The following is a 25328-nucleotide window of genomic DNA, read 5'->3' on the forward strand; positions in this document are numbered from 1 at the left end:
TTAGCGCGCCGGCAGCGGCAAGCACACGGCGAGCCACGCGGGTGGCGTCGGTGCGAGCTGTAGCGCGATTGGTGTAAAGCGTCCGTCGAGACGCGCGGCCAGGTGAAACAGTTCCGTTGCGTTCTTCGGGTCCCATGGACCCGAGTAGCCAGGCAAGCCGGCCTCGCGACGTTTTGCATCGAACGGGACGCTCGAATGCACGAATTCTTCATGCTTCTGACTGCCGGACGCGAACGGCGCCAGCCAGTTGAGCGCGGCCAGCAGCGTGGCGCCGTTGGCGCCTTTCTCCTGCAGCCAGTTGCGGTTGTGGCGGCGCGCGGCAAGCGCGGCCATCACGAGCGGCTGCAAATCGTAGGTGACGTAGTGCAGCGCGTCGCGTTCGCTGAAGTCGACGGTCGCACCGTCCGGCGCGATGTTGTCGCCGATATGCTCGCCGAACAGACGCTGCGCCGCGGTGATCATCTTGCGGTTGTCGAGCGTGAACGCCGCCATCGCGATCAGCTTGATCCGGTGGCTCTGCCAATTGTTGCGGAACGTGCCTTTCAGCGGCCGCGGCTGGGCGTCGATCTGCGCGATGTAACCGTTCGCGAGCTTCGTCAGGAACGCCATTGCCGCGTTGCGCGTCTTCACGGGCAACGCGCTCGCGGTCATGTCGTACGCGAGGATCAGCCCTTCGAAATGGGTTTCGTCGATCGGATTGAAACTCGGCTGATAAGTCGTGACCCACGCGTACAGCAGGCGGTCGACGAGCTTCAGAAACCGGTCGTCGCTGGTCGCACGCCAGGCGAGCGCGGCGTCGCGCAGCAGATCGAGATCCTTCTCCGCTTCGACGCTCTGATCGTAGATGCCCTCGTGCGGCAGCGTGCCCTCGGTATGCAGCTTCGCGAGCGCATGCGGCTGCGCGTTCAGATGCGTTTGCACGTTGCTCACGAGCGCCTTCACGCCGGGATCGGCGTTGGTGCGCTCGCTGGTCTGCAACGCGGGCGCCGCACAGAAATTCATCGCGGCCTGCGCTTGCCGCAGCGGCAGCAGCGCCGCCGCGCCGGCCAGCATCAAGACGCACGTTTGCCGCCACGGGCGGGCTCGCGTCGCTGCGGCCCCGCTTTGCATCGATCGCACCTTTCGCGCCATGCGAAACTCCTCGTTAGGCTGATTCGGTGTGTGATGTTAGCCGTTTGCGGCCACGAGCGACAGAAGCCCGGGTAGAACCGCGCACCGCCCTGCCGCCCGTTCGGACAGAGGGCGATGCGCCGCGCGCTTACTCGTAGTCGGCGATCGGCACGCAGGAGCAGAACAGATTGCGGTCGCCGTACACGTTGTCCGCACGGCCGACCGGCGGCCAGTACTTCTTCGCGATCAACGTGGGCAGCGGATACGCGGCGGTTTCGCGTGCATACGCATGCTTCCAGTCGTCGGCGATCACCACGGCAGCGGTGTGCGGCGCGTGCTTCAGCGGATTGTCCTCACGATCCGAGCGGCCTTCTTCGACCGCGCGAATTTCGTCGCGGATCGCGATCATCGCTTCGATGAAGCGGTCGAGTTCTTCCTTCGATTCCGATTCGGTCGGCTCGACCATCAACGTACCCGGCACCGGGAAGCTCATCGTCGGCGCGTGGAAACCGTAGTCGGCGAGGCGCTTGGCGACGTCGTCCACGGTGATGCCGCTGGTTTCCTTCAACGGACGCAGATCGAGAATGCACTCGTGCGCGACCAGTCCGCCCGGGCCCGAATACAGCACCGGATAGTGCGGCGCGAGTTTGTTCGCGAGGTAGTTCGCGTTGAGGATCGCGGTTTCGGTGGCGGCGGTCAGGTTCTTCGCGCCCATCATCGCGATGTACATCCACGAGATCGGCAGGATCGATGCGGAGCCGTACGGTGTGCCCGACACCGCGCCGATACCGTTCGGCGCGCGCTCATAGCCCGACGAGATCTGGTTCGGCAGGAACTGCGCGAGGTGCGCCCCGACCGCGACCGGACCGACGCCTGGTCCGCCGCCGCCGTGCGGAATGCAGAAGGTCTTGTGCAGGTTCAGGTGCGAGACGTCGCCGCCGAACTGGCCCGGCGCGCACAGACCGACCATCGCGTTCATGTTCGCGCCGTCCACGTACACCTGGCCGCCGTGCGCATGCACGATCTCGCAGATTTCGCGCACGTTCGCTTCGAACACGCCGTGCGTGGACGGATACGTGATCATGATCGCCGCGAGCTTGTCGGCGTGCTGAGCGGCCTTCTTCTTCAGGTCTTCGATATCGACATTGCCTTGCGCGTCGCAGGCGACCACCACGACCTGCATACCGGCCATCTGCGCCGATGCCGGGTTCGTGCCGTGCGCCGAAGCGGGAATCAGGCAGACGTTGCGATGCGCTTCGCCGCGCGACGCGTGATACGCGTGGATGATCAGGAGACCCGCGTACTCGCCTTGCGAGCCGGCATTCGGTTGCAGCGAAACGGCGGCATAACCGGTTGCGGCGACCAGCATCTCTTCGAGCTGATCGATCATTTCGCGGTAGCCGACGGTTTGCTCGGCCGGCGCGAACGGATGGATCTGGCCGAATTCGGGCCACGTGACCGGCAGCATTTCCGAGGTCGCGTTCAGCTTCATCGTGCACGAGCCGAGCGGGATCATCGAGCGGTCGAGCGCGAGGTCCTTGTCCGACAGACTGCGCAGATAGCGCAGCATTTCGGTTTCCGAATGATGACGGTTGAACACGTGGTGCGTGAGGTACGTGCTGGTGCGCTCGAGCGCAGCCGGTACCGAGGCGGTGTTCGAAGCAGCCATCGCGGCGTCGAGCGCGTCGACTTGCGGCACCTCGCTCGCGAAGGCGGCTTGCGCGAAGACCGCGAGCAGATCGGTCAGATCGTGGCGCGTCGTGGTTTCGTCGATCGACAGGCCCACTTGCGTCGCGCTCACGCGGCGCAGGTTGATGCGCCTCGCGGTGGCGGCGTCGAGCAGCGCTTGCGTGCGCGCGCCGGTGTCGAACGTGAGCGTGTCGAAGAAGGTTTCGTTGACGAGCGTGTAGCCGAGCTGCTTCGCGCCTTCGGCGAGCAGCGCGGCGATGCGGTTCACGCGCAGCGCGATGGTCTTCAGACCGTGCGGGCCGTGATAGACCGCGTACATGCTGGCCATGATCGCGAGCAGCGCTTGCGCGGTACACACGTTCGAGGTGGCCTTCTCGCGGCGGATATGTTGTTCGCGCGTTTGCAGCGCGAGACGCAGCGCGGGGTTGCCTTGCGCATCGACGGTCACGCCGACGAGACGCCCCGGCATCTGACGCTTGAATTCGTCGCGCACCGCGAGATAAGCGGCATGCGGGCCGCCAAAACCGATCGGCACGCCGAAGCGCTGCGTATTGCCGACGGCCACGTCCGCGCCCCATTCGCCCGGCGGCGTAAGCACGGTCAGTGCGAGCAGGTCGGCGGCGACCACCACGTGGCCGCCCGCTGCGTGGATCGCTTCGGTCAGCGCGCGGTAGTCGCGCACGTCGCCGTTCACGCCCGGGTATTGCAGCAGCACGCCGAATGCGTTCGAGTTCGCGGCTTCAGCGGCGGGTCCGACTTTCACTTCGATGCCGACCGGCGTGGCGCGCGTCTTCACCACTTCGATGGTTTGCGGCAGCACGTCGTCGGCGACGAAGAACACGTTCGACTTCGGCTTGCCCACACGTTGCAGCAGCGTCATCGCTTCGGCGGCGGCGGTGGCTTCGTCGAGCAGCGACGCGTTCGAGATCGCGAGACCCGTCAGGTCGACGATCATCTGCTGGAAGTTCAACAGCGCTTCCAGACGGCCTTGCGAAATTTCCGGCTGATACGGCGTGTACGCGGTGTACCACGCCGGATTTTCCAGCACGTTGCGCAGGATCACCGTCGGGGTGTGCGCGTTGTAATAGCCCTGCCCGATATACGAGCGGAACACCTGGTTCTTGTCCGCGAGTTCGCGCAGCGCGGCGAGCGCTTCGGCCTCGCTCTTCGGTTGCGCGAAGGGACCGAGCGGCAGCGTTTCGGTGCGGCGGATCGTCTTCGGAATCACGGCGTCGATCAGCGCGGCGCGCGAGGCGAAGCCGAGGGCTTCGAGCAGCGCTTCCTGGTCGGCGGAATCCGGGCCGATATGCCGTTCGGCGAAGGCGTCATGCACTTCGAGCGCGGCGAGCGAGAGAGGAGTGCGGTTCATCAGACGATCCGGGTGTTCGAGCTTCATGGGTGTTCCTGGCGGTGCGGCTATCCCTGGGCTTCGAGAGGGACGCGCCGCACCTGGCGGGTTAAACGTAAAGGTGAATCAGATCAGGCGCCGATCGACTTCGTGTACGCGTCGGCGTCGATCAGGCGATCTTGCGTCGCGTCGGCGGCCGGCTTGATCTTGAAGAGCCAGCTTTCGTACGGCGTGCTGTTGACCGAGTCGGGCGAGTCGGCCACGGCCGAGTTCGCTTCGATGATCTCGCCCGAGACCGGCGCGTAGATGTCGGAAGCGGCCTTCACCGATTCGATCACGGCAACGGTGTCGCCCGCCGTCACGGTCTTACCCAGTTGCTGGACTTCGAAGAAGACGATGTCGCCGAGCGCTTCCTGCGCGTGGTCGGTGATGCCGACCGTCAGCGTGCCGTCCGCTTCGGTGCGGACCCATTCGTGCGATTCGGTGTATTTGAGGTCGGCCGGGATGCTCATCGGATGCTCCTGTGCGGTGTGATTCGGTATTGGCTTAAAAAGAGGGGCGTGCGCGCGGCTGCTTAAACGGCCAGCACCTTGCCGTTGCGCACGAATGGCATTTTTACCACGCTTGCGGGAACGGCCTTGTCTCGAATCTGGACGTGAACGGTGTCGCCCGGCTGCACGCCCTTGGGCACGCGCGCGAAGGCGATCGATTCCTGCATCGTCGGGGAAAAAGTGCCGCTGGTGATTTCGCCTTCGCCCTGCGGCGTGAGGACTTTCTGATGCGCGCGCAGCACACCTGCCGCCTTGCCGTTTTCCTTCAGCAGGATCAGGCCGACGAACGCTGCCTTCGAACCGTCGGCTTCGAGCTTGCCCTTGCCGACGAAGTCGCGCGGCGAGGTCAGATCGACGGTCCAGGCGAGGCCGGCGTCGAGCGGCGAGACGTTGTCGTCCATATCCTGGCCGTACAGGTTCATGCCGGCTTCCAGGCGCAGCGTGTCGCGCGCGCCGAGGCCGGCCGGGCGCACGCCTTGCGCGTGCAGCGCGTTCCATAGCGCCTCTACGTGGTCCGCCGGCACGATGATCTCGAAACCGTCTTCGCCGGTGTAGCCGGTGCGCGCGACGGTCAGTTCGCCGAACGGCGTGCCTTCGACGCGCGCCGCGTTGAACGGCTTCAGAGCTTCGGTGGCGGCGCGTGCGGCGGGCACCGTTTGCCAGACTTTCTCGCGCGCATTCGGGCCTTGCACGGCGACAATCGCGAAGTCGCGGCGCGGCGTGATGGTCAGGCCGAAGCCGCCGTCGGCGTTGAGCTGGCCGAACCAGGCGATGTCTTTCTCGGCGGTGCCGGCGTTGACGACCACGCGGAAGTGGTCTTCGCTGAAGTAATAGACGATCAGATCGTCGATCACGCCGCCGTTCGGGTTCAGCAGACAGGAATAGAGCGCGCGGCCGGGCGTTTGCAGCTTGCCGACGTTATTGGCCAGCGCGTATTCGAAGAAAGCGCGCACGCGCTCGCCGGTGAAGTCGACCACGCACATGTGCGAGACATCGAACATGCCGGCGTCGGTGCGCACGGCGCGGTGTTCGTCGATCTGCGAGCCGTAGTTGACGGGCATGTCCCAGCCGCCGAAATCGACCATGCGGGCATTGAGCGCACGATGGGTGGCGTTGAGCGGGGTGTGTTTGAGTTCGGTCATGGGGCCTCGGGCGTCTCGCGAAACAAAAAAGGCCATGCGGCGCTACGCCTCGCGGCAAGGTGCCTGCGAGCGTGGTTCTGCATGACCCCTCTGTCCTCGATACCTGAGAGATTGCGCGACCGTGAACGTTGCTCCGCCACGATGACACGCGCGCCCCTTCGGTGGGCAGCCTGCCCGAATCTGCGTGATGTTGCCAAAACGCAGATGGCTACTGCCGCTCTCCAGAGTGCGAAAAACCGCTGCCTTGAGGTTGCTTCTGGCGAGGGTTTTTCGACGCGGTCGGTCCTTTTGCCTGAGAGTTTGCGGGTGTGCCCCTTCGGCGGCGCGGCCTGCGATATTCGGCGGCCAGCGCGCTCTCCCGACGCGTGCGGCGAATGTACGCGACGGCCGGGGGCTTGTCAAATAGAGGCTGGCGGCCTGTAGGGGGGCGGCTGCGGTACGCGTCGGCGAAAAAAACGCGGGCCAGGTTGCCCGCGCTGGGCCGCGCACCGGTGCTGCTTCGATGACGGAACCGGCTTACTCGCCGATCGCGTGAGCCGCGTTGTCCAGCTCCTGATTCAGCACGCGCTGTTCGTCGGCGGTGAGGCCGCCGCCGTGTTGCGCGGCCATGTCGTGCGCTTCCTGGCGGATCACGTCCAGCCGATGATGCAGGGATGCGCCTTGCGGCGGCGGGTAGTCGCCCTGATTCACCCGTTTGTCGATGCGGCGGCCGAGATTGTCGATCCGGCCTTCGACCTGACGCAGACGCTGATCCGCGATCTGCTGCTGGGTGGGGTGTGGCGTCGGCGCGGGCGGCGGAGTCACCACGCAGGCGGCGAGAGAACTGAGCAGGGCGCCTGCTGCAATGGCGCGGGTGATACGAGGCATAGACTCTCCGGAAGTCGTTGTCGTGAAGATGCTACTCAGGTAGCAACGAATGAGCGCGGCCGTGCGCTGACCGGGGAGCGGGCAGAGTTGTAACGTTATGTTCCTTTCGGAGACGTCGGGTTTCTGCCCGCGCGAGCCCGGCGGCTCGTGCGGTTTTAGGTACACAAGCCGTCGCGCCGCGCGCTCGAATGGCTCAGCGAATGCGCTCGAACGGCAAGCGCAAGCCTTCTTCCGAGCTGCGCGCCGCGAGCTCGATGATGGTCATCACGTCGACCGCATCCTGAGCCGTGACAGGAAATGCGACGCCGTGCTGGATGGCGTCCGCCACCGCGATATAGAACCCGGCGTAGTCGCCATTGCGCGTCGGCACTTCGCGCTCGACTTCCTGGCCGCCTTCCTGCACGCGCAGCAAGCCTGTGGTATTGCCGGCGCCGAAGCCTTCGTCGCCGGGCCGCAGGCCTGCTTTCAGCTGGTCTTCCTGCGTGTCGAGCCCGTGTTTCACATAGCTGCCGCGCGTGCCGTGGATCGCAAAGCGCGGCGCGACCAGCGCGGTCAGCGCGCTCGCGTGCAGCACCACCTCGAACTCGCCGTAGCCGAGCTGGATGTGCACGTAGTCCGGCGCGCTCGCCTGGTCGCGATGCGTGCGCAGCGTCGCCGAGACCGTCTGCGGGGCGCCGAAGAGCGCCAACGCCTGGTCGATCAGATGCGGCCCGAGGTCGAACAGCAGGCCGCCGCCGCGCGACGCCTCTTCGCGCCAGCGCTGCCGCACTTCCGGCCGGAAGCGGTCGAAATGCGATTCGTACTGCGTGACGCGCCCCAGTTCCACGCGGGCGAGCAGATCGCGCACGGTCAGAAAATCGCCGTCCCAGCGGCGGTTGTGGAACGGCATGAACAGCTTGCCCCGCGCGAGCGCGATGTTGGCAAGCGTGTGGGCGTCGGCGGCGCTCAGCGTGACCGGCTTGTCGACCACCACGTGCTTGCCGGCTTCCAGGGTGCGGCGTGCGAGGTCGAAGTGCGTGTCGTTGGGCGTGGCGATCACGACGCAATCGATGTCGTCGAGCGCCAGCAGCGCGTCGAGGTCGGCCACGACTTTCGCGTGCGGATAGTCGGCCTGCGCGCGTTCGGGCTGGCTCGTCGCGATGGCGGCGACGCTTGCGCGTCCGCAATGTGCGATCACCGGCGCATGAAAGGTCGCGCCAGCAAAACCGTAACCCATCAATCCAATATTTAGCGATCCGGGCATGCGTGTCTTCCTGCAAAAACGGCGCGCCGCTTTGCCACCGCGGCGACGGCGCGCAACACCGTAATTGTGGCATGTCCTGAAGGCGCACCGTCAGCGTCGTCGCGGTGAATTGTCGGGGGGCGCTTTGGGCCGGCCCGGGTGCCGGTCGCGGCTAACCGCCGGGGCATCCGTCGCGGCGTCCATGGCAGACATCCGTGTTAACATCGCTCCTCTCGCGCGAAACCGCGCCGGACCGGGATACCCTCGCACCCCTGCGGGCGCCCGTTCCAGCCGACGCTACCGCGCAGCATGCCCCCGGGCCTCCCGCCGGCGATTTCACGCCGGCGTGCCCTCGACCACCGCTCCTAACCGCATCACCCATCCACAGACGATGTCCGCAGGCCTGAACCCCGCTCAAAATGAAGCGGTCCGCTATCTTGACGGTCCGTGTCTCGTGCTCGCCGGCGCAGGCAGCGGCAAGACGCGCGTGATCACGCAGAAAATCGCGCACCTGATCGAAGCGAAAGGCTTCGAGCCGCGCCACATCGCCGCCGTCACGTTCACGAACAAGGCCGCGGCCGAAATGCGCGAGCGCGTCGGCAAGCTGCTCGAAGGCAAGACGCTCACGACGCCCGGCAAGGAAGGCCGCAAGGTGCCCGTCAATCAGTTGACGGTGTGCACGTTCCACTCGCTCGGCGTGCAGATCCTGCGGCAGGAAGCGGAACACGTCGGCCTGAAGCCGCAGTTCTCGATCATGGATTCGGACGACTGCTTCGGCATGATCCAGGAGCAGGTCGGTTCGACGGACAAGGGCTTCATCCGCAAGATCCAGTCGATCATCTCGCTGTGGAAGAACGGCCTGATCATGCCCGAGGAGGCGATTGCGATCGCCGCGAACGAGGACGAGCATCAGGCCGCGATCGTCTACCGCAACTACGTGGCGACGCTGCACGCGTATCAGGCGGTCGATTTCGACGACCTGATCCGCCTGCCCGCCGAACTGTTCGCGAAGAACGAGCAGGTGCGCGAGCGCTGGCAGAACAAGCTGCGTTACCTGCTGATCGACGAGTACCAGGACACCAACGCGTGCCAGTACGAACTGGTGAAGCTCCTCGCGGGCAAGCGCGCGGCGTTCACGGCAGTCGGCGACGACGACCAGGCGATCTACGGCTGGCGCGGCGCGACGCTCGAAAATCTCGGCCAGCTCAGCAAGGATTTTCCGAAGCTGCATCTGATCAAGCTGGAACAGAATTACCGCTCGACGGTGCGTATTCTGACCGCCGCGAACAACGTGATCGCGAACAATCCGAAGCTGTTCGAGAAGAAGCTGTGGTCCGAACACGGCATGGGCGACACGATCACCGTCACGGGCTGCAACGACGAAGAGCACGAGGCGGAGTCCGTGGTGTTCCGCCTGTCCGCGCACAAGTTCGAGCGGCGCGCGAATTTCCGCGACTACGCCATCCTGTATCGCGGTAATTTCCAGGCGCGCATTTTCGAACAGGTGCTGCGTCGCGAGCGGATTCCGTATGTGCTGTCCGGCGGCCAGTCGTTCTTCGACAAGGCCGAGATCAAGGACATCTGCGCGTATCTGCGTCTGATCGCCAACGCCAATGACGACCCCGCGTTCATCCGCGCGATCACCACGCCGCGCCGCGGCGTCGGCAATACGACGCTCGAAGCGCTCGGCTCGTTTGCCGGCCAGGCGAAGGTGTCGCTGTTCGAGGCGGTGTACATGGGCGGCATCGAGGCGCGCTTGTCGCCGCGTCAGATCGAACCGATGCGCGTGTTCTGCGACTTCATGCAGCGCCTCACCGATCGCGCCGAGAAGGACGCGGCCGGCACGCTGCTCGACGAACTGATGGACGCGATCCACTACGAAGCGTATCTGTACGACGCGTTCGACGAACGTCAGGCGCAGGCCAAATGGCAGAACGTGCTGGAGTTCATGGAGTGGCTCAAGCGCAAGGGCACCAAGGCCGAGCCGGAGGGCGCCGCCAACAGTGAAGCGACCGGCTACGACACCGCCGACGGTTTCGGCGACACCGGCAAGAATCTTCTCGGCCTGATCCAGACCGTCGCGTTGATGTCGATGCTCGAAGGCCGCGAGGAAGATCCGGATGCGGTGCGGCTTTCGACTGTGCATGCGTCGAAGGGGCTGGAGTATCCGCACGTGTTTCTGGTGGGCGTCGAGGAAGGCATCATGCCGCATCGCGGCGGCCCCGACGACGAACCGATCGACGACGCCCGCATCGAAGAAGAGCGCCGGCTGATGTACGTCGCGATCACGCGGGCGCAGCGCAGTTTGCATCTGAACTGGTGCAAGAAGCGCAAGCGCGCGCGAGAGACGGTGGTGTGCGAGCCGTCTCGCTTTATCCCAGAAATGCTGCTCGACGATGCGCCGCCGCCGACGCCCGAAGAAGCGCCGATGTCGCCGAAAGACCGGCTCGCGAGTTTGAAGGCGCTGTTGCAGAAGCCTTGAGGAAGCACGCGTAGCCTGGCGCGGTGCGTGCTGTGCTGCTTCGCGCTGCTTTATCGCATTCGTCGCGTTCGTCGGTTCGTAAGACCCTGTGCATGGCAAGTGCTTCGGCAGTTTTCCGAGCGCTTGAGCTAGAGTGGCGCGGCTCGTCGGCCGAATGTCGGCGGGCGTGAATGGGAGATCGCCCGCATGACCTTGCCGCCGCTCGCACCGTATCGCCGCGCACTCGACATTTATATCGACGCGAAAGACAACACCCGCGCCCAACGCATCGCCGAAGCGTTCGCGGCGGACGCGGTGCTTACCATTTCACTGGCGACATCGGCGATCGCGTTTCCGGCTCGCACCGTCGGCAGCGACGCGATCGCGAAAACGCTCGTCACCGATTTCGGCGCGCAATACTCGCGATGCCGGACTTACTACGTGTGCGATTCGCTTGACGTGCAAGCCGGCGTGATCGACGCGCTGCCCTGGCTGGTGGTGATGCGTGAGACGGCGAGCGGGGCATTGCGCGTCGGCCACGGCGTGTATCGATGGACCTTCGACGAGACGCCGGTCGTCACCTCTTTCGACATCCATATCGCCCGCATGGACGTGGTGCCGGATGCCGACGGCGCATTGCTCGACGCATTGCAGGCGAGCCTGGACTATCCTTGGCTCGCGCCCGCTGCGTTGCACGCGGGTTTCACGGCCCTCGCTCGCAGCACGCCGGCATTGGCCTTTGCCGACGCGTTCAGCCGTCCCGCGTGGGCGCCGGACCCGCGCCATCGGTGCCTGACATAGGCATAAACGCATCGCGCATAAAAAAATCCCTGCATCGCATCACCGCGCGTGCAGGGATTTTTTGTTTAGCGGCCAACGCCGCGAGCGGCGTCTCGAAAGCCTTACTTCACCGCGCTGACCATGTAGTCGACGGCGGCCTTGACGTCGGCATCCGACGCGCTCGACCCGCCCTTCGGCGGCATCGCGCCTTTGCCATGCAGCGCGTAGTTGTAGACCGTGTCCATCGGCTCCTTCAGGCGCGGTGCCCAGGCTTCCTTGTCGCCGAATTTCGGTGCGTTCAGCACGCCCGCTGCGTGACACGCCTGGCAGACCTGCTGATACAACGCCTTGCCGGCTTGCGACGCATCCGCGCTTTGGGCGGCGCCGGCTGCCGGTGCCGCGGCTTGCGGGACGCTCGCCATCGCGGCCATGGCCGCGGCGGCTTGAGCCTGGGCCGCACCCGCGTCCGAAGCGCCCGCCGGCGCGGCTGCCGCGGCCGCACCAGAGGCCGCCGCCGCGCCTGCGGCCGGCTGCGCCGGTTCGGGGAAGCTCGCGCCGGAATTGTTCGCCATGTAGGCCACCGCGCGGGCGATTTCGAAGTCGCTGTAGTCATCCGGGCTGGTGCCGCCGCGCGGGGGCATCGCGCCCTTGCCCGCGAGCGCCGTGTGCCAGAGCGTGTCGAAGCCCTGCGCGATGCGCGGCGCCCAGTCGGCGGTATTGGTGAATTTCGGCGCGCCTGCCGTGCCCGCCGCGTGACATGCGGAGCAAACGGCTTTATAGACTTCTTCGCCGCTCCTGTAGACGCGCGGCGCATTGGCGTCGCGAATTTCGACCTGGGCTAGCGGCTTGATGCGGGCGGTGACTTCGGCTTCGGAGAGAGAGTCGGTGCCGGCGCCGGTACGTGTCGAATTATCGACATAAACCGCCAGCAGAACGATGATGACGATCGGCACAGCAAACCCGGCGATGATCGCGGCGACAAGTTGCGCTGGGGTTTTGATCGGGGCTCCGTGTGGTGCTTCGCTCATGCTTGTCTCGTCTCCGTGGGTATGTGAGCGGTACAGCGTGACGGCAACTTCTTGTTCTATATCAGCCACGGACGATTATAGACGCAAGATTTCGACGGCGGCGAGGGCGGCGGCGGGCTGTTCAGCAGGCGTTTACCCGGAGCGCAAGGAGCGGCCGGAAGGGCCCGGAGCCTGCCATATCGGCCGTCCGGTGGACGGTGTGGCCGAAACCGGGTATCCTTGCGGTCTCGCTTTGGCGTCGCATCCGTTCTGGTTGCCGCGCTTTCGTGTTGAAGCGCCCGTAGCTCAATGGATAGAGTACTGCCCTCCGAAGGCAGGGGTTGCTGGTTCGATCCCAGCCGGGCGCACCAAATCTGGTCAGGTTTCAGCGCGATTTTCCCCAGCCAGTTTTACCCTTCAATCGTCTTTCGCATTGCTGCAAGCGCCGGGCATGGTAACGACCGCTGCCGCGTTGCCTCAACGCAGCTTCAATGTCGCACCTGCCATTTCCTTGATCAGAATATCGAGAGCGTTTGGCAGCGTCTCGAAACCACCATCCTGGGATTTCTCCGTACGCGCTTACGCTGTTTTTCATGCACGAGGGAGACAGTCTCGAGTACATCATCCAGGCTGTGTGTGAGGTCAAAGATCTGAGTTTGCCGAATTGTGACGCGCTGGAACAGCCTGTCTGCAAGACGCACAGTGCAAGGTCCGGGGCGTCAAGGCCGCCGCTGTATAGCGCGATCTTCCCGCACATCATGCCCAAGATATGCGCGCGCCGATTGCCGATCCGACGAGTGGCGCTATAGAAGCTTGTTGAAAGCCTCGCATGCCATTAGAATCCCCCGGTCACTGGGGAGTAGCCTTCCTTCATTCCTTGAAGGAGAGCGCGTCAACATACTTGATCTGCGGGTCATGGCGCGTTCGACCGGGTCGGTTTGGCGAGACCATTGACGCACTACCTCGTTCTGGTCGGACGGGTGGCGGTGCGTCATTGGTTCGTCACTTACGTCCGACCGCGGAGTTGTCCTGTGAAACACTGTAGTGCCCTATCCGTCCCCCCGCGTGTGTTTGCGTTGGCCCGCCATACGGCGAGTGGCCATGCTTTCCGCTTGTGCGCCGGGAGCCGTGCATGACCGGTCTGCTCTTCGAACTCGCGATCATGCTGGTCGTCATTCTGGTGGCGGCCGAACTCTTCACCAATGCGCTGGAACATCTCGGCGAACGTCTGAAAATCTCGGAAGGTGTGACGGGCTCGCTGTTTGCGGCGGTCGGCACCGCGCTGCCCGAAACGCTCGTGCCGCTGCTCGCCATTGCAGGCGGCACCACCGATAGCGCGGTCAACCAGGAAATCGGCGTCGGCGCGATTCTCGGCGCGCCGCTCATGCTCTCCACCCTGTCCACCTTTCTGATGACGCTCGCCATTCTTCGCGCCCGCGGAGTCAAAGGCTGGGTCGCGCCCGAGCGCACGGGCTTCACACGAGATATCAACTATTTCCTGTGCGCTTTCGTGCTGGCGGCCGCTGCGATGTACGTGCCGCACGAGCAGATGATCGTGCGCGCGCTGTTCAGCGTGGCGCTGGTGGGCGTCTACGTCACGTACGTGGTGATGACGTTCCGTGCATCGAGTCAGCTCGTCGACGCGGGCCATGGCACGGAAGCGCCAGGCAAGATGCTGCTCTCGCGCCTCGGTGTGCCGACCAATCTCGCGACCATCGTGCTGCAACTGGCGCTAGCCGTTGCATTGCTGGTATGGGGCGCGGAAGGGTTTATCCATGGTGTGCGCGGTGTGTCCCAGGTGCTTGGCATTTCGCCGCTGCTGCTCTCGTTGCTGATCATTCCGATTGCGACCGAATTGCCGGAGAAGGTCAACAGCATTCTGTGGATTCGCCGCGGCAAGGACACGCTCGCGTTCGGCAACATCACCGGCGCGATGGTATTCCAGGGCACCCTGCTTCCCGCCATCGGGATTCTGCTGACACCGTGGGTGCCGCGTGTCGAAGTCGTGACCGGCATCGTCATCACGCTGGCTTCCGCCGCCTGGCTGCGTGTCAATGTGCGCGAGCGCGGTGTGCCGGTGTGGGCGCTGCTGGTGTCCGGGGTGCTATATGCCGCGTATCTTGCGATTACGCTGACGCGCTGAGTGGTCGGCGCGATCTCTCGCAGGCTGGTTCGCTGACCGGCCTGCCGCGCGCACTGCAAGGTGCGCGGTAAGCGGGGCGGCCGCATGGCGCGCAAAAGGTCTCCGCAACGGAAATCTTCCTGGCGGGCCCTGTCCAGCGAGCCGCCCCACAACGAACAAAAAACCGCCAAGGCCGCCGCCGCCCGGCCGCGCCATGCCTCAAATTGGCGGCTATTCCCGTGCTATCTCCCAAGATCGACCCCAGCGAGCCAACGGCATAATTTCAGAAAATGTTGCTCGGGGCGTCGGTGTCTGTCCGTGCGGACGTGAGCGGCGGCGATCTGCCGAAGGGTGATGGGCCGATGCCCGACCGGCCGGTCGTTTCGCCTGGAAACCCGACGTTGGCCCATCCCTTGGTGCGGTTTATATCGTGACTTTGAAACTTTTTGTGTATGGCGCAGGTGGCTTCGGTAAAGAGGTCATGGATGTCGCGCGGCGCCAGAACGCGGTGACGAAGCGTTGGGAGCAGATCTGCTTCGTCGATGATATTCGGACCGAGCGCACGCACTACGGCGCCGACGTCTATCGCTTCGACGCCCTCGAGGTTCAGCAGCACCTGGACGAGGCCGAGTTCGTGATCGCGCTGGGTGAACCCTCCGCGCGCGAAAAGCTCGGCGAAAAGCTGCGCGAGGCCAACGCCCGGCTCGGGCGCGTGGTCGACACGAGCTCGCTGGTGGTGGAGAGCGCGACGCTCGGCGAAGGCGTGGTCATCACGCCGCTTTGCTCGATTTCAAGCGACGCAAGACTCGGCCGCCATGCTTGCGTGAACACCATGTCGATCGTGGGTCACGACGTTCAGGTCGGCGACCACACCGTCATATCGTCGATGGTCAACATCGGCGGCGCCTGCGTAATCGGCGCCAACAGCTACCTCGGCATGGGGGCGCTGATCAAGGAGGGCGTGCGCATCGGCTCCAATTCGATCATTGGCATGGGGTCGGTCGTGTACGGCGACATCCCCGACGATGTGATCGCCTTGGGCAATCCAGCACGCGTCGCCCGCCCTAACAATGACCGCAAGGTCTTCAAGTGAGATTGGTAAAGAAATGACGAACAAAGATACGTACGACAAGGTCTTCATGGATTCCTTCTCGGTTCCGCGCGACGCCCTCAATGCGGAATTTGTCTATCAGTGCGTTCCTGCGTGGGACTCGGTCGGCCATATGGGCATGATCGCGGCGCTCGAAGACGCCTTCCAGATCATGATGGAGACCGACGACATCATCGAATTCGGTTCCTACACGATCGGCATCGAAAAGCTCAAGAAGTACGGCGTCGAGCTATGAAATCCGGGTTCGTCAGCCGGCAATATCCTGAACGCACGGCTCTCATTGCCGAGGGCGGGGTCACGCTCACCTATGCGGACCTGCACCAGGCTATCGACCGGCTCGCGGCCCAATTGCCAGCGCGGCAGCTGATCTTCATCGTGGGCGGCAACGATCTTCCGACGCTGCTGTGTTATCTGGCTTCACAGGCACGGGGAGCCGTGCCGCTCCTGCTTGGCCGGGGACTCGATGAAGCGCAACTGAACCGTTTGATTCGCAGCTACGATCCGGCGTACATCTTCACCGCGACCGAAGCGGCGGAAGCGGCGGGAGCACATCCCTACGGCACCCTGGTGCACGAGGAAGGCGCGTACGGTTTATATCGCCGCCTCGATGCGGTATCTCATGAACTGCATCCGGAGCTTGCATTGCTGATGGCGACGTCGGGCTCCACGGGCTCACCGAAGCTGGTGCGGCTGAGCGCGCACAATCTTGCCGCCAATGCCGCGTCGATCGCCGAGTACCTCGCGATCGCACCGCAAGAGCGCGCCATCACGTCGTTGCCGTTTCACTATTCGTACGGCCTGTCGGTCATCAATAGCCACTTGCTCGCTGGCGCATCGCTGGTCCTGTCGGACCATTCGCTCATGGCGCCTGCTTTCTGGAAGCAGGTCAATGAGCACCAGGTAACGAGCTTCGCCGGGGTGCCGTACAGCTACGACATCCTGCTCAAGCTGCGTCTTGGCCGCATCAATATGCCGTCGGTGCGTACGCTGACTCAAGCGGGCGGTCGCATGGATCCGTCCAAGGTGCAGCAGGTTGCCGACATCTGCCGCGAGAAGGGCATCCGGTTTTTCTCGATGTACGGTCAGACGGAAGCGACCGCGCGCATCGCCTATCTTGCTTCCGCAGAAATGGCGAGCAAAGCGGGCAGCATTGGCCGTGCGATTCCCGGCGGACGCCTGTGGCTCGAGAGCGACGACGGGCGCGTGGTCACCGAACCTGGCATCGTGGGCGAGCTGATTTACGCAGGCCCGAATGTTTCGATGGGTTATGCCGAAAGCGCCGCTGACCTGAAGCTCGGCGACGTGAACAAGGGGCAACTGCGCACCGGCGACCTCGCACGCGTCGACGAAGACGGTTGCTTCTTCATCGAAGGGCGGCGCCACCGCTTTCTGAAAATTCTCGGCATTCGCATCTCGCTCGACGCCGTCGAGCGGCTCGCCGCGGACAAAGGCCTCGCTTGCGCGGCCCACGGCAGCGACGACAAGCTGGTCATTCACGTGGGCAATGCGCCGGAGCTCGCCTCCGACGAACTACGCCAGGACATGGCGAGGTCGCTTGGGCTTCATCCGTCGGTCGTCGCGGTGAACCTGATGCGCGAATTGCCACGCCTACCCACAGGAAAGGTGGACTATCAATGTCTGAGCCAACTGTCCTGAGCGAGGTCCCGCAATGGCCCGTCTTCGGCTTCTCGAAGGCGGACAAGGACCGCATGCTGCTCGGTGAGCTTCAGCGTCTGACGGACTGGCACTACGGCGCCTGTCCTCAGTACCGCGCCATCGTGGACAAATTCGGCAGCCCACGCGAAGCCTCCGGCTTGCAGGCGTTGCCGTTCCTGCCGGTCCGGCTCTTCAAACACGAGCAATTGCTGAGTGTGCCGAGAGCCGACGTCATCAAGACGATGACGTCGTCCGGCACCAGCGGTCAAAGCGTCTCGCAGATCTTTCTGGACAAGCGGACCTCGGCGTTGCAGGTCAAAGTGCTGTCGCGCATCGTAGGCGACTTTATCGGCCCGAAGCGGTTGCCCATGCTGGTGATCGACTGCCGTGCCACAGTGGCCGACCGCTATCGCTTCTCGGCGCGCACGGCGGGCATCCTCGGATTTTCGATCTTCGGGCGTGACGTCGAATTCGCCTTGAACGACGACATGTCGCTCAATCTCGAAGGCGTGCGCCGCTTTCTCGATAAGTATCCCGATCAGCCGATTCTGCTGTTCGGCTTCACGTTCATCGTCTGGCAACACCTCGTTCAGGCGCTCGAGGCAAGTGGCGACACGCTAACACTCGAACACGGGATTCTGATTCACGGCGGCGGCTGGAAGCAGCTCCAGTCGCAGGCCGTGAGCACAGAGGAATTCAAGCGCCGGCTGGAACACGCTGCGGGCGTGAAGCGCGTGCACAACTACTACGGCATGGTGGAGCAAACAGGCTCGATCTTCGTCGAATGTGAACAGGGTCATCAGCACGCGTCCTCATGGTCGGACGTGATCATTCGCGATCCGCTGGATTTCAGTCCGCTGCCGCCAGGCAAGCCCGGGCTGATCCAGTTGCTGTCGGTGATCCCGCACAGCTATCCGGGACACTCGCTACTGAGCGAGGACCAGGGCGAAATCGTCGGTGTCGACGATTGTGCGTGCGGGCGCAAGGGCACGTATTTCAAGGTGCACGGCCGCATTCAGAATGCAGAGACAAGGGGTTGCAGTGATACGTATTCCCGATGACATCCAGCGCAGGACCGAGATCCTCGCGGGGCATCCGGAGCGGGTGTCCAACCGGCCTGCGCCGGTGTTCGACGCCATGCGCATCGACTTTCTCGCCGACCTGTCGCGCGCTTTACTGGCGCGGCCCGAATCGCGCGCGTTGCCGGACGTCGTGAGTTTTGCCTACTGGTGCCGGCGCTCGAATCTGACGCAGTTGGCCAACCGGCAGGGTTCGCGCGACGAAGTCCGCATGGGCCTCGGCCTGTCGTTTCACATTTGCCCATCTAACGTGCCGGTGAACTTCGCGTTCTCGCTCGCGTTCGGCTTGCTATCGGGCAATACGTGCGTTTTGCGCTTGCCGTCGCGGGATTCGGCCACGGCGCAACTCATCGTCGACGTGATCGCGGAACTGCTGAAACAGGAGCGCCACGCGGCGCTGGCCGACTGTATCGTGTTGACTCGCTTTGAGCGCGACGATCGGCTCAACCGCTTCTGGCTCTCCGTTGCCGATGCGCGTCTGGTGTGGGGCGGCGACAAGACCGTCGAGTATATGCGTAGCCTGCCCTGCCGGCCGCGATCGCGCGAGGTGGCCTTTTGCGACCGCTATTCCTTGTCGGTCATGGAGCCGCAGGCGGTACTCGCACTCGACACCGAAGGCTTGCGGACGCTCTGCAACCACCTTTTCAACGACCTGTACCTGATGGATCAGGCGGCTTGCTCGTCGCCGCAACTGTTGGCGTGGATCGGCAAGCCGCGCGATGTCGAAGCCGCGAAGGAGCGTCTGTGGCCGGCTCTGGTCGAGTATGTGACGCCGCGCTATGCGCCGGAACCGGTGCACGTCATGGACAAATACGTCCAGGCTTGCCGCCATGCGTACGACAACGAGCAGGTCGTCGCGATCCGGCAGCACGGCAATCTGCTGTACCGGGTCGAGCTCTCGGCGGTTGTGCAGGATCAGGATGAACGCCGTGGCTATTTCGGCACGCTTCACGAAGTCACGATCGCTTCGCTGGATCAGCTCGCGCCGATCGTGACTGAGCGCTATCAGACGCTCACCTACTTCGGCGTGGATAAAGAGCAGTTGCAGGATTTCGTCGTCTCACAGCGGCTGCGCGGCATCGACCGGGTGGTCCCGGTCGGGCGCGCGCTGGATATGAATGTCGTGTGGGATGGCTACGATGTCGTTGCGAGCCTCTCGCGCGTCGTCGCGGTTCATTGACGCACCGGTTACCTGAGGAATAGATGGACACGTTCAGTCTCAATTGCATCGAACTGCAGGCTTACCAGCCGAATCGCTACCCCTTCCTGATGATCGATCATGTCGATGAAGTGAGCCCGGGAAAGTACGCGCGCGGCTACAAGAACCTGACGATGAACGAGTGGTACTTTCCGGTTCATTTTCCGGGCGGCCCCAATATGCCGGGCGCGCTGCAGCTCGAGGCGCTCGCGCAGATGCTGACCGTCGCCATCACCACGCTGCCGGGTCTGAAAGGCATGGTGACGCACGCATTGCAGCACACCGTTCGCTATCGCAAGGAAGTGTTGCCCGGCAAGAAGTTTGAAATCGACACGGAGGTGTTGTCGTGGAAACGCGGCATCTGCAAAGGGCGTGGCGTCGCCAGGGTTGACGGCGAGATTGCCTGCGAAGCCGACATGCTGATCACCATTCCGCAAATTCTCGAACAATATCTGCCGAAGAAAGCGCTGGCATGAAAGAAGTCGCGGACATTGTGATCATTGGTTCCGGCGCGAGCGGTGCTGCCGCCGCGTGGAGCCTGAGCCTCGACCGCTCGCTGCGCATTGTGTGCCTGGAGCAGGGCTCGGTCGCGCAACCGTCCGATTACCCGTCGACGTCCGTCGACTGGGAACTGAGCCGTTCCGGAGCCTATAGCTCCAATCCGTCCGTGCGGCGAAACGCGGCCGACTATCCGATCGACGACTCGGCCTCGCCGATTTCCATTGCCAACTTCAACGGCTTTGGCGGCAGCACCATTCTGTATTCGGCGCACTTTCCGCGCTTTCACCCGTCGGATTTCCGCACCCGGAGCCTGGACGGCGTGGGCGATGACTGGCCGCTCAGCTACAACGAACTGAAGCCCTTTTTCGCCGAGAACGAACGCATGATGGGCGTCGCCGGTCTGGTCGGCGATCCTGCCAATCCCGACTACGAAAGCTTGCTGCCGCCGGTCCCGCTCGGCCCGATGGGACGAACCATGGCCGCGGCATTCAACGAGTTAGGATGGCACTGGTGGCCTTCGTATAGCGCCATCAATACACACAAGCATGGCAACCGTGGCGCGTGTATCAATCTCGGCCCATGCAATACGGGCTGCGCGCAAAGCGCAAAGGCCAGTGTGGATGTCACCTACTGGCCCGTCGCGCGTCAGCAAGGTGTCGAAGTCAGGACCGAGTGCCGCGTACGCGAGATCACACTCGACGCCCGCGGTCTTACTGACGGCGTGCTCTATAGGGATGCCAAAGGGGTGGAGCATCGTCTCGCTGCACGCATCGTCGTCGTCGCGTGCAGCGGCATCGGCACGCCACGGCTACTGCTGAACTCGCAGTCGAGCGCCTTCCCCGATGGCCTGCTGAACGATCACGGTCTGGTTGGCCGTAACCTGATGCTGCATCCGCTCGCCTATACCGAAGGCGTGTTCGATCACGACTTGCGCTCCAGTATCGGACCGCATGGCTGCTGCATCCTGAGCCAGCAGTTCTACGAGACGGCCGCCGAGCGCGATTTCGTGCGTGGCTACACCTTGCAGGTATTGCGCGGCGCGCCCCCGGTCGAGACCGCGGTTTCCGGCTATTTCATGCGTCAAGTGTCGATCGGTGCGGATCATCATCAGAAATTCAACCGGCTGTACAACCGGACCGCGGGTATCGCCGTGATCTCCGAAGATTTGCCGGAGTGGGAGAACCGCGTCGAACTCGACACCGAGCATTGCGATTCGAGCGGCATGCCGGGCGTCAAGGTGTTCTACAAGCTCGGCGAGAATACCAGCCGCATGCTCAAGCACGGTCTGGAAATGAGCAAGCAGGTATTCGCCGCCGCTGGCGCAAAGGTGACGGCCTCGTTCGCTCCGGTGAAACATACCGGCTGGCACCTGATGGGCACCGCCCGAATGGGCGACGACCCGGCCAATTCGGTCGTCAACAAATACGGCCAGGCGCATGCGGTGAAAAATCTGTTCATCGTCGACAGCAGCATTTTTGTCACGGCAGGGGCGGTCAATCCCGTGGCGACAGCCCAGGCGCTGACGCTGATGGCCTGTGACTACCTGCGCCGCAACCTGGGTCAACTGGTGAGCTGATCATGATCGAACTCATTCTGGACACGATACTCCCGGGCGATGCCGCGCTGGGCATGCCGCCGGCGTCGATGCTGGATTTCGAGGCCTACCAGCTTCGTCATCGCGTATTCGACCAGGTGGACGCGTTCGTGGCGATGATCGATGGTGTGGCTCGCGAAAGGTTCGGTCAGCCGTTTGAACAGCTCGATGCAAGCCAGCGGCTTGCCGCGATCAACGGTTGCAAGCTCGTGGACGTGCGTCTCTTCTCGAGTTTTCTGACGCACGTCATGCGTGCCTACTACACGGACCGGCGGGTATTGACGCAGGCGTCCGCGGGGGCGGTGCCGCCGTTTCCCGCCGGCAACGAACTCGATACCGACGACTGGACCATCCTCGAACCGGTCTATATGCGCGGCACGATCTGGCGCAGTACCGATTCGCTGTGAAAGCGGATCAGCCGCATGACAAGCAGGGATTGCAGATGTTGTTAAAAGACAAGGTGGCCGTGATTACCGGCGCGAACCGGGGCATTGGCCGGGCGATTACCCAGACGTTCGCGGCGCACGGCGCGAACGTGATCGCATGTGTGCGCGAAGCGAAGCCCGAGACGCTCGAATGGTTGGGCTCGCTCGCCAAGGAGCACGGCATCGCCGCGCAGGCCGTCAGTGTGGACCTCGCTGATGAGGCGTCGGTCAAGGCGGCCGTGCGGCAAATCATGGCCGCGGCGCCGCGCGTGGACGTACTGGTGAACAACGCGGGCGTAGCGAGCGGAGCGATCTTTCAAATGACCTCGATGACGGAGTTGCGACGTCTCTTCGAGATCAACTTCTTCAGTCAGATTCTGCTGACGCAGGGTCTTGCCCGCTCGATGACGCGCCACAAGACAGGCTCCATCATCAATATCGCATCGACCGCCGCGATGGTCGCCGACTCCGGCACCTTGGGTTATGGCTCGAGCAAGGCCGCTTTCGCGCGTGCGACGCAAAGCATGGCGACGGAACTCGGCGCATCGGGTATTCGCGTCAACGCGATCGCGCCCGGCGTCACCCGCACCGACATGTTCGACCAGATGACGGAGGCGGCGCGCGACAAGTTGATCGATTCGTCCGCGCTCAAGCGTGCGGCCGAACCTCAGGATATTGCCAACATGGCGCTGTTTCTCGCTTCCGATCTGTCCTCCTTCGTGACTGGACAGATCATGCGGGTGGACGGAGGCATGGTTTGAATCAAGGACACGACACAATGAATTATTCCGACATCGAGAATATGGCCCACCTCATGCGCCAGAAGATCCTTGAAGTCAGCCATCACTGCAATCTGAGCACGCACCTGGGCGGCGGGTTGTCCATGGTCGAGATCATGGCCACGCTGTACGCGAGGCAATTGCGCTATGACAGGACGAACCCGCATTGGCCCGAACGGGATCGCTTTATCCTCAGCAAGGGGCATGGCGTGCTCGGCTATTTCTCGGCCCTGCGGGCCGCGGAGATCATCGACGAAACGGTGTATAGCAGTTTCCAAACCAACGACAGCGACCTGATTGCCCATCCGGTCATGAACATGGATCTCGGCATCGAGTCGTCGAATGGCAGCCTCGGGCAAGGTCTTTCGATGGCGATCGGCATCGCGCTGGCAGCGAAGAAGAAACAGCGGGCACACAAGACCTACGTGTTGCTTGGCGACGGCGAATGCAACGAGGGCTCGGTGTGGGAAGCGGTGATGTCCGCCGCTCAATTGCGCCTCGACAATCTCGTCGCGATGATCGACTACAACAAACTCCAAAGCGATGGCGACGCCACCCAGATCATGGATCTGCAAGACCTCGCCGGGAAATTCCGCAGCTTCATGTGGGACGTGCACGAAGTGGACGGTCACGATATCGGCCAACTGCTGGCGGCTTTCGAGGCGCCTCAGGTGCCGGGCCGGCCGCGAGTGCTGGTCGCGCATACCGTCAAAGGTAAAGGCATCTCCTTCATGGAAAACAATAACGAATGGCATCACAACCGGCTCACGAAGGCGAATTACGACCTCGCGCTGGCTGAACTGGCCGCCACGGTGGAATGAACGGAGACCGGAAAATGCTGGAAATCAACGCAAGCAATGCACGTCAGTGGTCGCGTCTCGGTTCGCGCGGTGTGTTCGGTATGGCCGTTCTGTCGATCGGCGAGCAGTACGACGATTTGATGGTGATGTCGGCGGACCTGGGCAATTCCTCCGGGCTGGACCGCTTCAAGAAGGCCTATCCCGAGAAATTCCTGAACATCGGCATTGCCGAGCAGAACATGATCGGTGTCGCGGCCGGCCTCGCCAAGGAAGGCTACAACGTATTCGCGACCTCGTTCGCGCCGTTCATCTCCATGCGCGCGGCCGAGCAGATCCGCATGAACCTCGGCTACATGGAAATGAACGTCAAGGCGGTGGCGATCGGCAGTGGCGTGTCGATGGCGTTTCTCGGCAATTCGCACTACGGCATCGAAGACGCGGCGGTGATGCGCTCGATTCCGAATATGACGGTGGTGTGCCCGGCCGATTGCGTGGAGATCGTCAAGACGGTGCAGGCCGCGGCGGAATTCAAGGGGCCGATGTACATCCGCTTGACGGGTGCGGTGAACAACCCGCCGGTTTATACCGAAGACTACGATTTCCGCATCGGCCGCGCCATCACGCTGCGCAGCGGCTCGGATGTGACGATCATCGCCAACGGGACGATGGTGCACGAATCGTTGGAGGCCGCGAAGTTGCTGGAAGCCGAAGGCAAGTCGGTCGGCGTGATCAACATGCACACGCTCAAGCCGCTGGACACGGCAGCGATCGATGCGGCAATGGCGGCGTCGAAGGTACTGGTTACGGTTGAGGAGCATTCGGTGATTGGCGGGCTGGGGAGTGCTGTCGCCGAATATAAGGCGTCGAAAAAGGCGGCGCCGCCGCAACTCATGCTCGGCTTGCCGGACCGGTTTGACAAGGCGGGGGAGTATCGGTACATGCTGGAAAAGAACGGGCTGGTCGCGTCAACGATAGCCTCGCGTATTGCCGGTTTCATGAGCGAGTGCGCCGGGTAAAACGTTCCTGGACACGCTCGCTTCCGAGCGTATCGCCGAGACCCCCGCGCAGTCCCGGGGCGTTGCGTGTGCGGCGAGCACCGAGGCGCCGCTGGATTAACCCTAAGTGAACATCAATCAGACATGAACGTTGTTACATCGGACGACAGCATCGGCGTTTTGCCGGCCCATCCTCTCTCGAAGCACTTTATTGTGATTGGTTACAAGGATGGGGCGTACTCGACGATCCCGAACAAGTTTTTCCGGGACTGGCTCGACGAGGAGCCCCCGCAGGGAACCTTTCATATCGGCCGATGTTCGGGCCTGGGCGTCGGCTCGATCGTCAAGTACGATAGCACTCCCCAGAAACTGGTCGTCGGAAAGAATGTGTCCGGTGGTTTGCGGCTCAGATTTCTTTTGAATGGTCAGCATGAGATGAAGACCATATCGACGACCATGTTCAGCGTCTACGGAAACGGCCTCGACAATGCCCTCATGCCGCAGTACGAAGACACGGTGATTCGCAATGACGTGTGGATCGGCGACGAGGCCTTGTTCCTTGGCGGCAGCGTCATTGAGAGCGGGTGTGTCATCGGCGCACGGACTCTGGTGCCGCCCGACTTTCGCAGCGAACCTTATGGCATCTATGCCGGCTCGCCGGCGCGGCTGGTGCGCTTCCGCTTCCCTGAAAAAGTACGCGAGCGCCTGTTGGAACTCGCGTGGTGGGATATGCCGCTACAGTGGATCAAGGCGAACAACGACGCTTTCCTCGTCGATCTCACTGCGGACGAGGGGCGTGCGCTCGAAGTGCTCGCCGAACTGCAACGGCTGAAAAACAGCGCGATGGCGATTGCGGACACGGTTTCCGCGCAGACTGCCTGACCAGCACGG

At 63.3% G+C, this 25328-nt stretch carries 22 protein-coding genes, 1 tRNA gene and 3 riboswitches; of the genes, 16 read left to right on the top strand and 7 right to left on the bottom strand.

The features are described from left to right. The 6 genes from PQQ53_RS02360 to PQQ53_RS02385 all read right to left on the bottom strand — a co-directional run bounded on the left by PQQ53_RS02360 (nucleotide 1) and on the right by PQQ53_RS02385 (nucleotide 7950). Complete coding sequence (locus PQQ53_RS02360) at nucleotides 1-1131, bottom strand: alginate lyase family protein (RefSeq protein ID WP_408323206.1); 1131 nt, start codon at nucleotides 1129-1131, stop codon at nucleotides 1-3. A 127-nt stretch (nucleotides 1132-1258) separates the two neighbouring features. Then, nucleotides 1259-4195, bottom strand: coding sequence for an aminomethyl-transferring glycine dehydrogenase (gene gcvP, locus PQQ53_RS02365; protein ID WP_408323207.1), 2937 nt, complete (start codon nucleotides 4193-4195; stop codon nucleotides 1259-1261). Between the two features lie 83 nt (nucleotides 4196-4278). After that, nucleotides 4279-4659 carry a glycine cleavage system protein GcvH gene (gcvH, locus tag PQQ53_RS02370; RefSeq protein WP_121316065.1) on the bottom strand — a complete coding sequence of 127 codons (381 nt, stop codon included), beginning with the start codon at nucleotides 4657-4659 and terminating at the stop codon, nucleotides 4279-4281. Nucleotides 4660-4721: 62 nt separating this feature from the next. Next, complete coding sequence (gcvT, locus tag PQQ53_RS02375) at nucleotides 4722-5840, bottom strand: glycine cleavage system aminomethyltransferase GcvT (RefSeq protein ID WP_408139959.1); 1119 nt, start codon at nucleotides 5838-5840, stop codon at nucleotides 4722-4724. Nucleotides 5841-5920: 80 nt separating this feature from the next. Further along, nucleotides 5921-6075, bottom strand: a riboswitch (glycine riboswitch). A gap of 35 nt (nucleotides 6076-6110) precedes the next feature. Next, nucleotides 6111-6211: riboswitch (glycine riboswitch) on the bottom strand. A 145-nt stretch (nucleotides 6212-6356) separates the two neighbouring features. Further along, nucleotides 6357-6707, bottom strand: coding sequence for a hypothetical protein (locus PQQ53_RS02380; RefSeq protein WP_408139960.1), 351 nt, complete (start codon nucleotides 6705-6707; stop codon nucleotides 6357-6359). A gap of 193 nt (nucleotides 6708-6900) precedes the next feature. Next, a complete protein-coding gene (locus PQQ53_RS02385) occupies nucleotides 6901-7950 on the bottom strand; it encodes an oxidoreductase (RefSeq protein ID WP_408323208.1) in 1050 nt (349 codons plus the stop codon). A gap of 370 nt (nucleotides 7951-8320) precedes the next feature. Between PQQ53_RS02385 and PQQ53_RS02390 the strand changes: the two genes are divergently transcribed. After that, nucleotides 8321-10411, top strand: coding sequence for a UvrD-helicase domain-containing protein (locus PQQ53_RS02390; RefSeq protein WP_408323209.1), 2091 nt, complete (start codon nucleotides 8321-8323; stop codon nucleotides 10409-10411). 186 nt (nucleotides 10412-10597) lie between these two features. Then, the gene (locus PQQ53_RS02395; RefSeq protein ID WP_408323210.1) at nucleotides 10598-11191 is read left to right on the top strand and encodes a hypothetical protein; all 594 of its coding nucleotides are present in this window, start codon (nucleotides 10598-10600) and stop codon (nucleotides 11189-11191) included. Between the two features lie 101 nt (nucleotides 11192-11292). Here PQQ53_RS02395 and PQQ53_RS02400 read toward each other — a convergent pair whose 3' ends face one another. Next, nucleotides 11293-12198 (bottom strand): c-type cytochrome, encoded by a 906-nt coding sequence (locus tag PQQ53_RS02400; protein WP_408323211.1) that lies wholly within the window; start codon nucleotides 12196-12198, stop codon nucleotides 11293-11295. 274 nt (nucleotides 12199-12472) lie between these two features. On the opposite strand from PQQ53_RS02400, the gene PQQ53_RS02405 reads away from it, so the two are divergent. The 14 genes from PQQ53_RS02405 (at nucleotide 12473) to PQQ53_RS02470 (ending at nucleotide 25319) form a co-directional block, all read left to right on the top strand. Then, nucleotides 12473-12548, top strand: a tRNA-Arg gene (locus PQQ53_RS02405). A gap of 471 nt (nucleotides 12549-13019) precedes the next feature. Continuing rightward, nucleotides 13020-13191, top strand: a riboswitch (yybP-ykoY riboswitch). 118 nt (nucleotides 13192-13309) lie between these two features. Further along, nucleotides 13310-14320 carry a sodium:calcium antiporter gene (locus PQQ53_RS02410; protein ID WP_408323212.1) on the top strand — a complete coding sequence of 337 codons (1011 nt, stop codon included), beginning with the start codon at nucleotides 13310-13312 and terminating at the stop codon, nucleotides 14318-14320. A gap of 427 nt (nucleotides 14321-14747) precedes the next feature. After that, nucleotides 14748-15392 carry an acetyltransferase gene (locus PQQ53_RS02415; protein WP_408140405.1) on the top strand — a complete coding sequence of 215 codons (645 nt, stop codon included), beginning with the start codon at nucleotides 14748-14750 and terminating at the stop codon, nucleotides 15390-15392. A gap of 13 nt (nucleotides 15393-15405) precedes the next feature. Further along, nucleotides 15406-15645, top strand: a complete 240-nt coding sequence (locus tag PQQ53_RS02420; protein ID WP_408140096.1) for an acyl carrier protein — start codon at nucleotides 15406-15408, stop codon at nucleotides 15643-15645. Continuing rightward, nucleotides 15642-17066 carry an AMP-binding protein gene (locus PQQ53_RS02425; RefSeq protein ID WP_408323213.1) on the top strand — a complete coding sequence of 475 codons (1425 nt, stop codon included), beginning with the start codon at nucleotides 15642-15644 and terminating at the stop codon, nucleotides 17064-17066. Before PQQ53_RS02420 ends, PQQ53_RS02425 begins: the two co-directional genes overlap by 4 nt. Further along, complete coding sequence (locus PQQ53_RS02430) at nucleotides 17045-18127, top strand: LuxE/PaaK family acyltransferase (RefSeq protein ID WP_408323214.1); 1083 nt, start codon at nucleotides 17045-17047, stop codon at nucleotides 18125-18127. The genes PQQ53_RS02425 and PQQ53_RS02430 overlap by 22 nt, the downstream gene beginning before the upstream one ends. Further along, entirely contained in the window at nucleotides 18108-19325 is a 1218-nt protein-coding gene (locus PQQ53_RS02435; protein ID WP_408323215.1) for an acyl-CoA reductase, read from the top strand. Before PQQ53_RS02430 ends, PQQ53_RS02435 begins: the two co-directional genes overlap by 20 nt. Before the next feature lie 23 nt (nucleotides 19326-19348). Next, the gene (gene fabZ / locus PQQ53_RS02440; protein ID WP_408152761.1) at nucleotides 19349-19819 is read left to right on the top strand and encodes a 3-hydroxyacyl-ACP dehydratase FabZ; all 471 of its coding nucleotides are present in this window, start codon (nucleotides 19349-19351) and stop codon (nucleotides 19817-19819) included. After that, the gene (locus PQQ53_RS02445) at nucleotides 19816-21420 is read left to right on the top strand and encodes a GMC family oxidoreductase (protein WP_408323216.1); all 1605 of its coding nucleotides are present in this window, start codon (nucleotides 19816-19818) and stop codon (nucleotides 21418-21420) included. The genes fabZ and PQQ53_RS02445 overlap by 4 nt, the downstream gene beginning before the upstream one ends. Before the next feature lie 2 nt (nucleotides 21421-21422). Then, a complete protein-coding gene (locus tag PQQ53_RS02450) occupies nucleotides 21423-21845 on the top strand; it encodes a gluconate 2-dehydrogenase subunit 3 family protein (protein ID WP_408323217.1) in 423 nt (140 codons plus the stop codon). Further along, nucleotides 21842-22624 (top strand): SDR family NAD(P)-dependent oxidoreductase, encoded by a 783-nt coding sequence (locus tag PQQ53_RS02455; RefSeq protein ID WP_408323218.1) that lies wholly within the window; start codon nucleotides 21842-21844, stop codon nucleotides 22622-22624. The genes PQQ53_RS02450 and PQQ53_RS02455 overlap by 4 nt, the downstream gene beginning before the upstream one ends. Before the next feature lie 17 nt (nucleotides 22625-22641). Beyond that, nucleotides 22642-23463, top strand: a complete 822-nt coding sequence (locus PQQ53_RS02460; protein ID WP_408140111.1) for a transketolase — start codon at nucleotides 22642-22644, stop codon at nucleotides 23461-23463. Nucleotides 23464-23477: 14 nt separating this feature from the next. Then, nucleotides 23478-24458 carry a transketolase family protein gene (locus PQQ53_RS02465; RefSeq protein WP_408323219.1) on the top strand — a complete coding sequence of 327 codons (981 nt, stop codon included), beginning with the start codon at nucleotides 23478-23480 and terminating at the stop codon, nucleotides 24456-24458. Nucleotides 24459-24581: 123 nt separating this feature from the next. Beyond that, on the top strand, nucleotides 24582-25319 hold the full coding sequence (locus tag PQQ53_RS02470; RefSeq protein WP_408140115.1) for an LbetaH domain-containing protein: 738 nt from the start codon (nucleotides 24582-24584) through the stop codon (nucleotides 25317-25319). The last annotated feature ends 9 nt before the right edge of the window (nucleotides 25320-25328 follow it).

Origin of the sequence: Paraburkholderia strydomiana (genome assembly GCF_046030495.1) — a bacterium.
GTDB classification, from domain to species: domain Bacteria; phylum Pseudomonadota; class Gammaproteobacteria; order Burkholderiales; family Burkholderiaceae; genus Paraburkholderia; species Paraburkholderia strydomiana_A.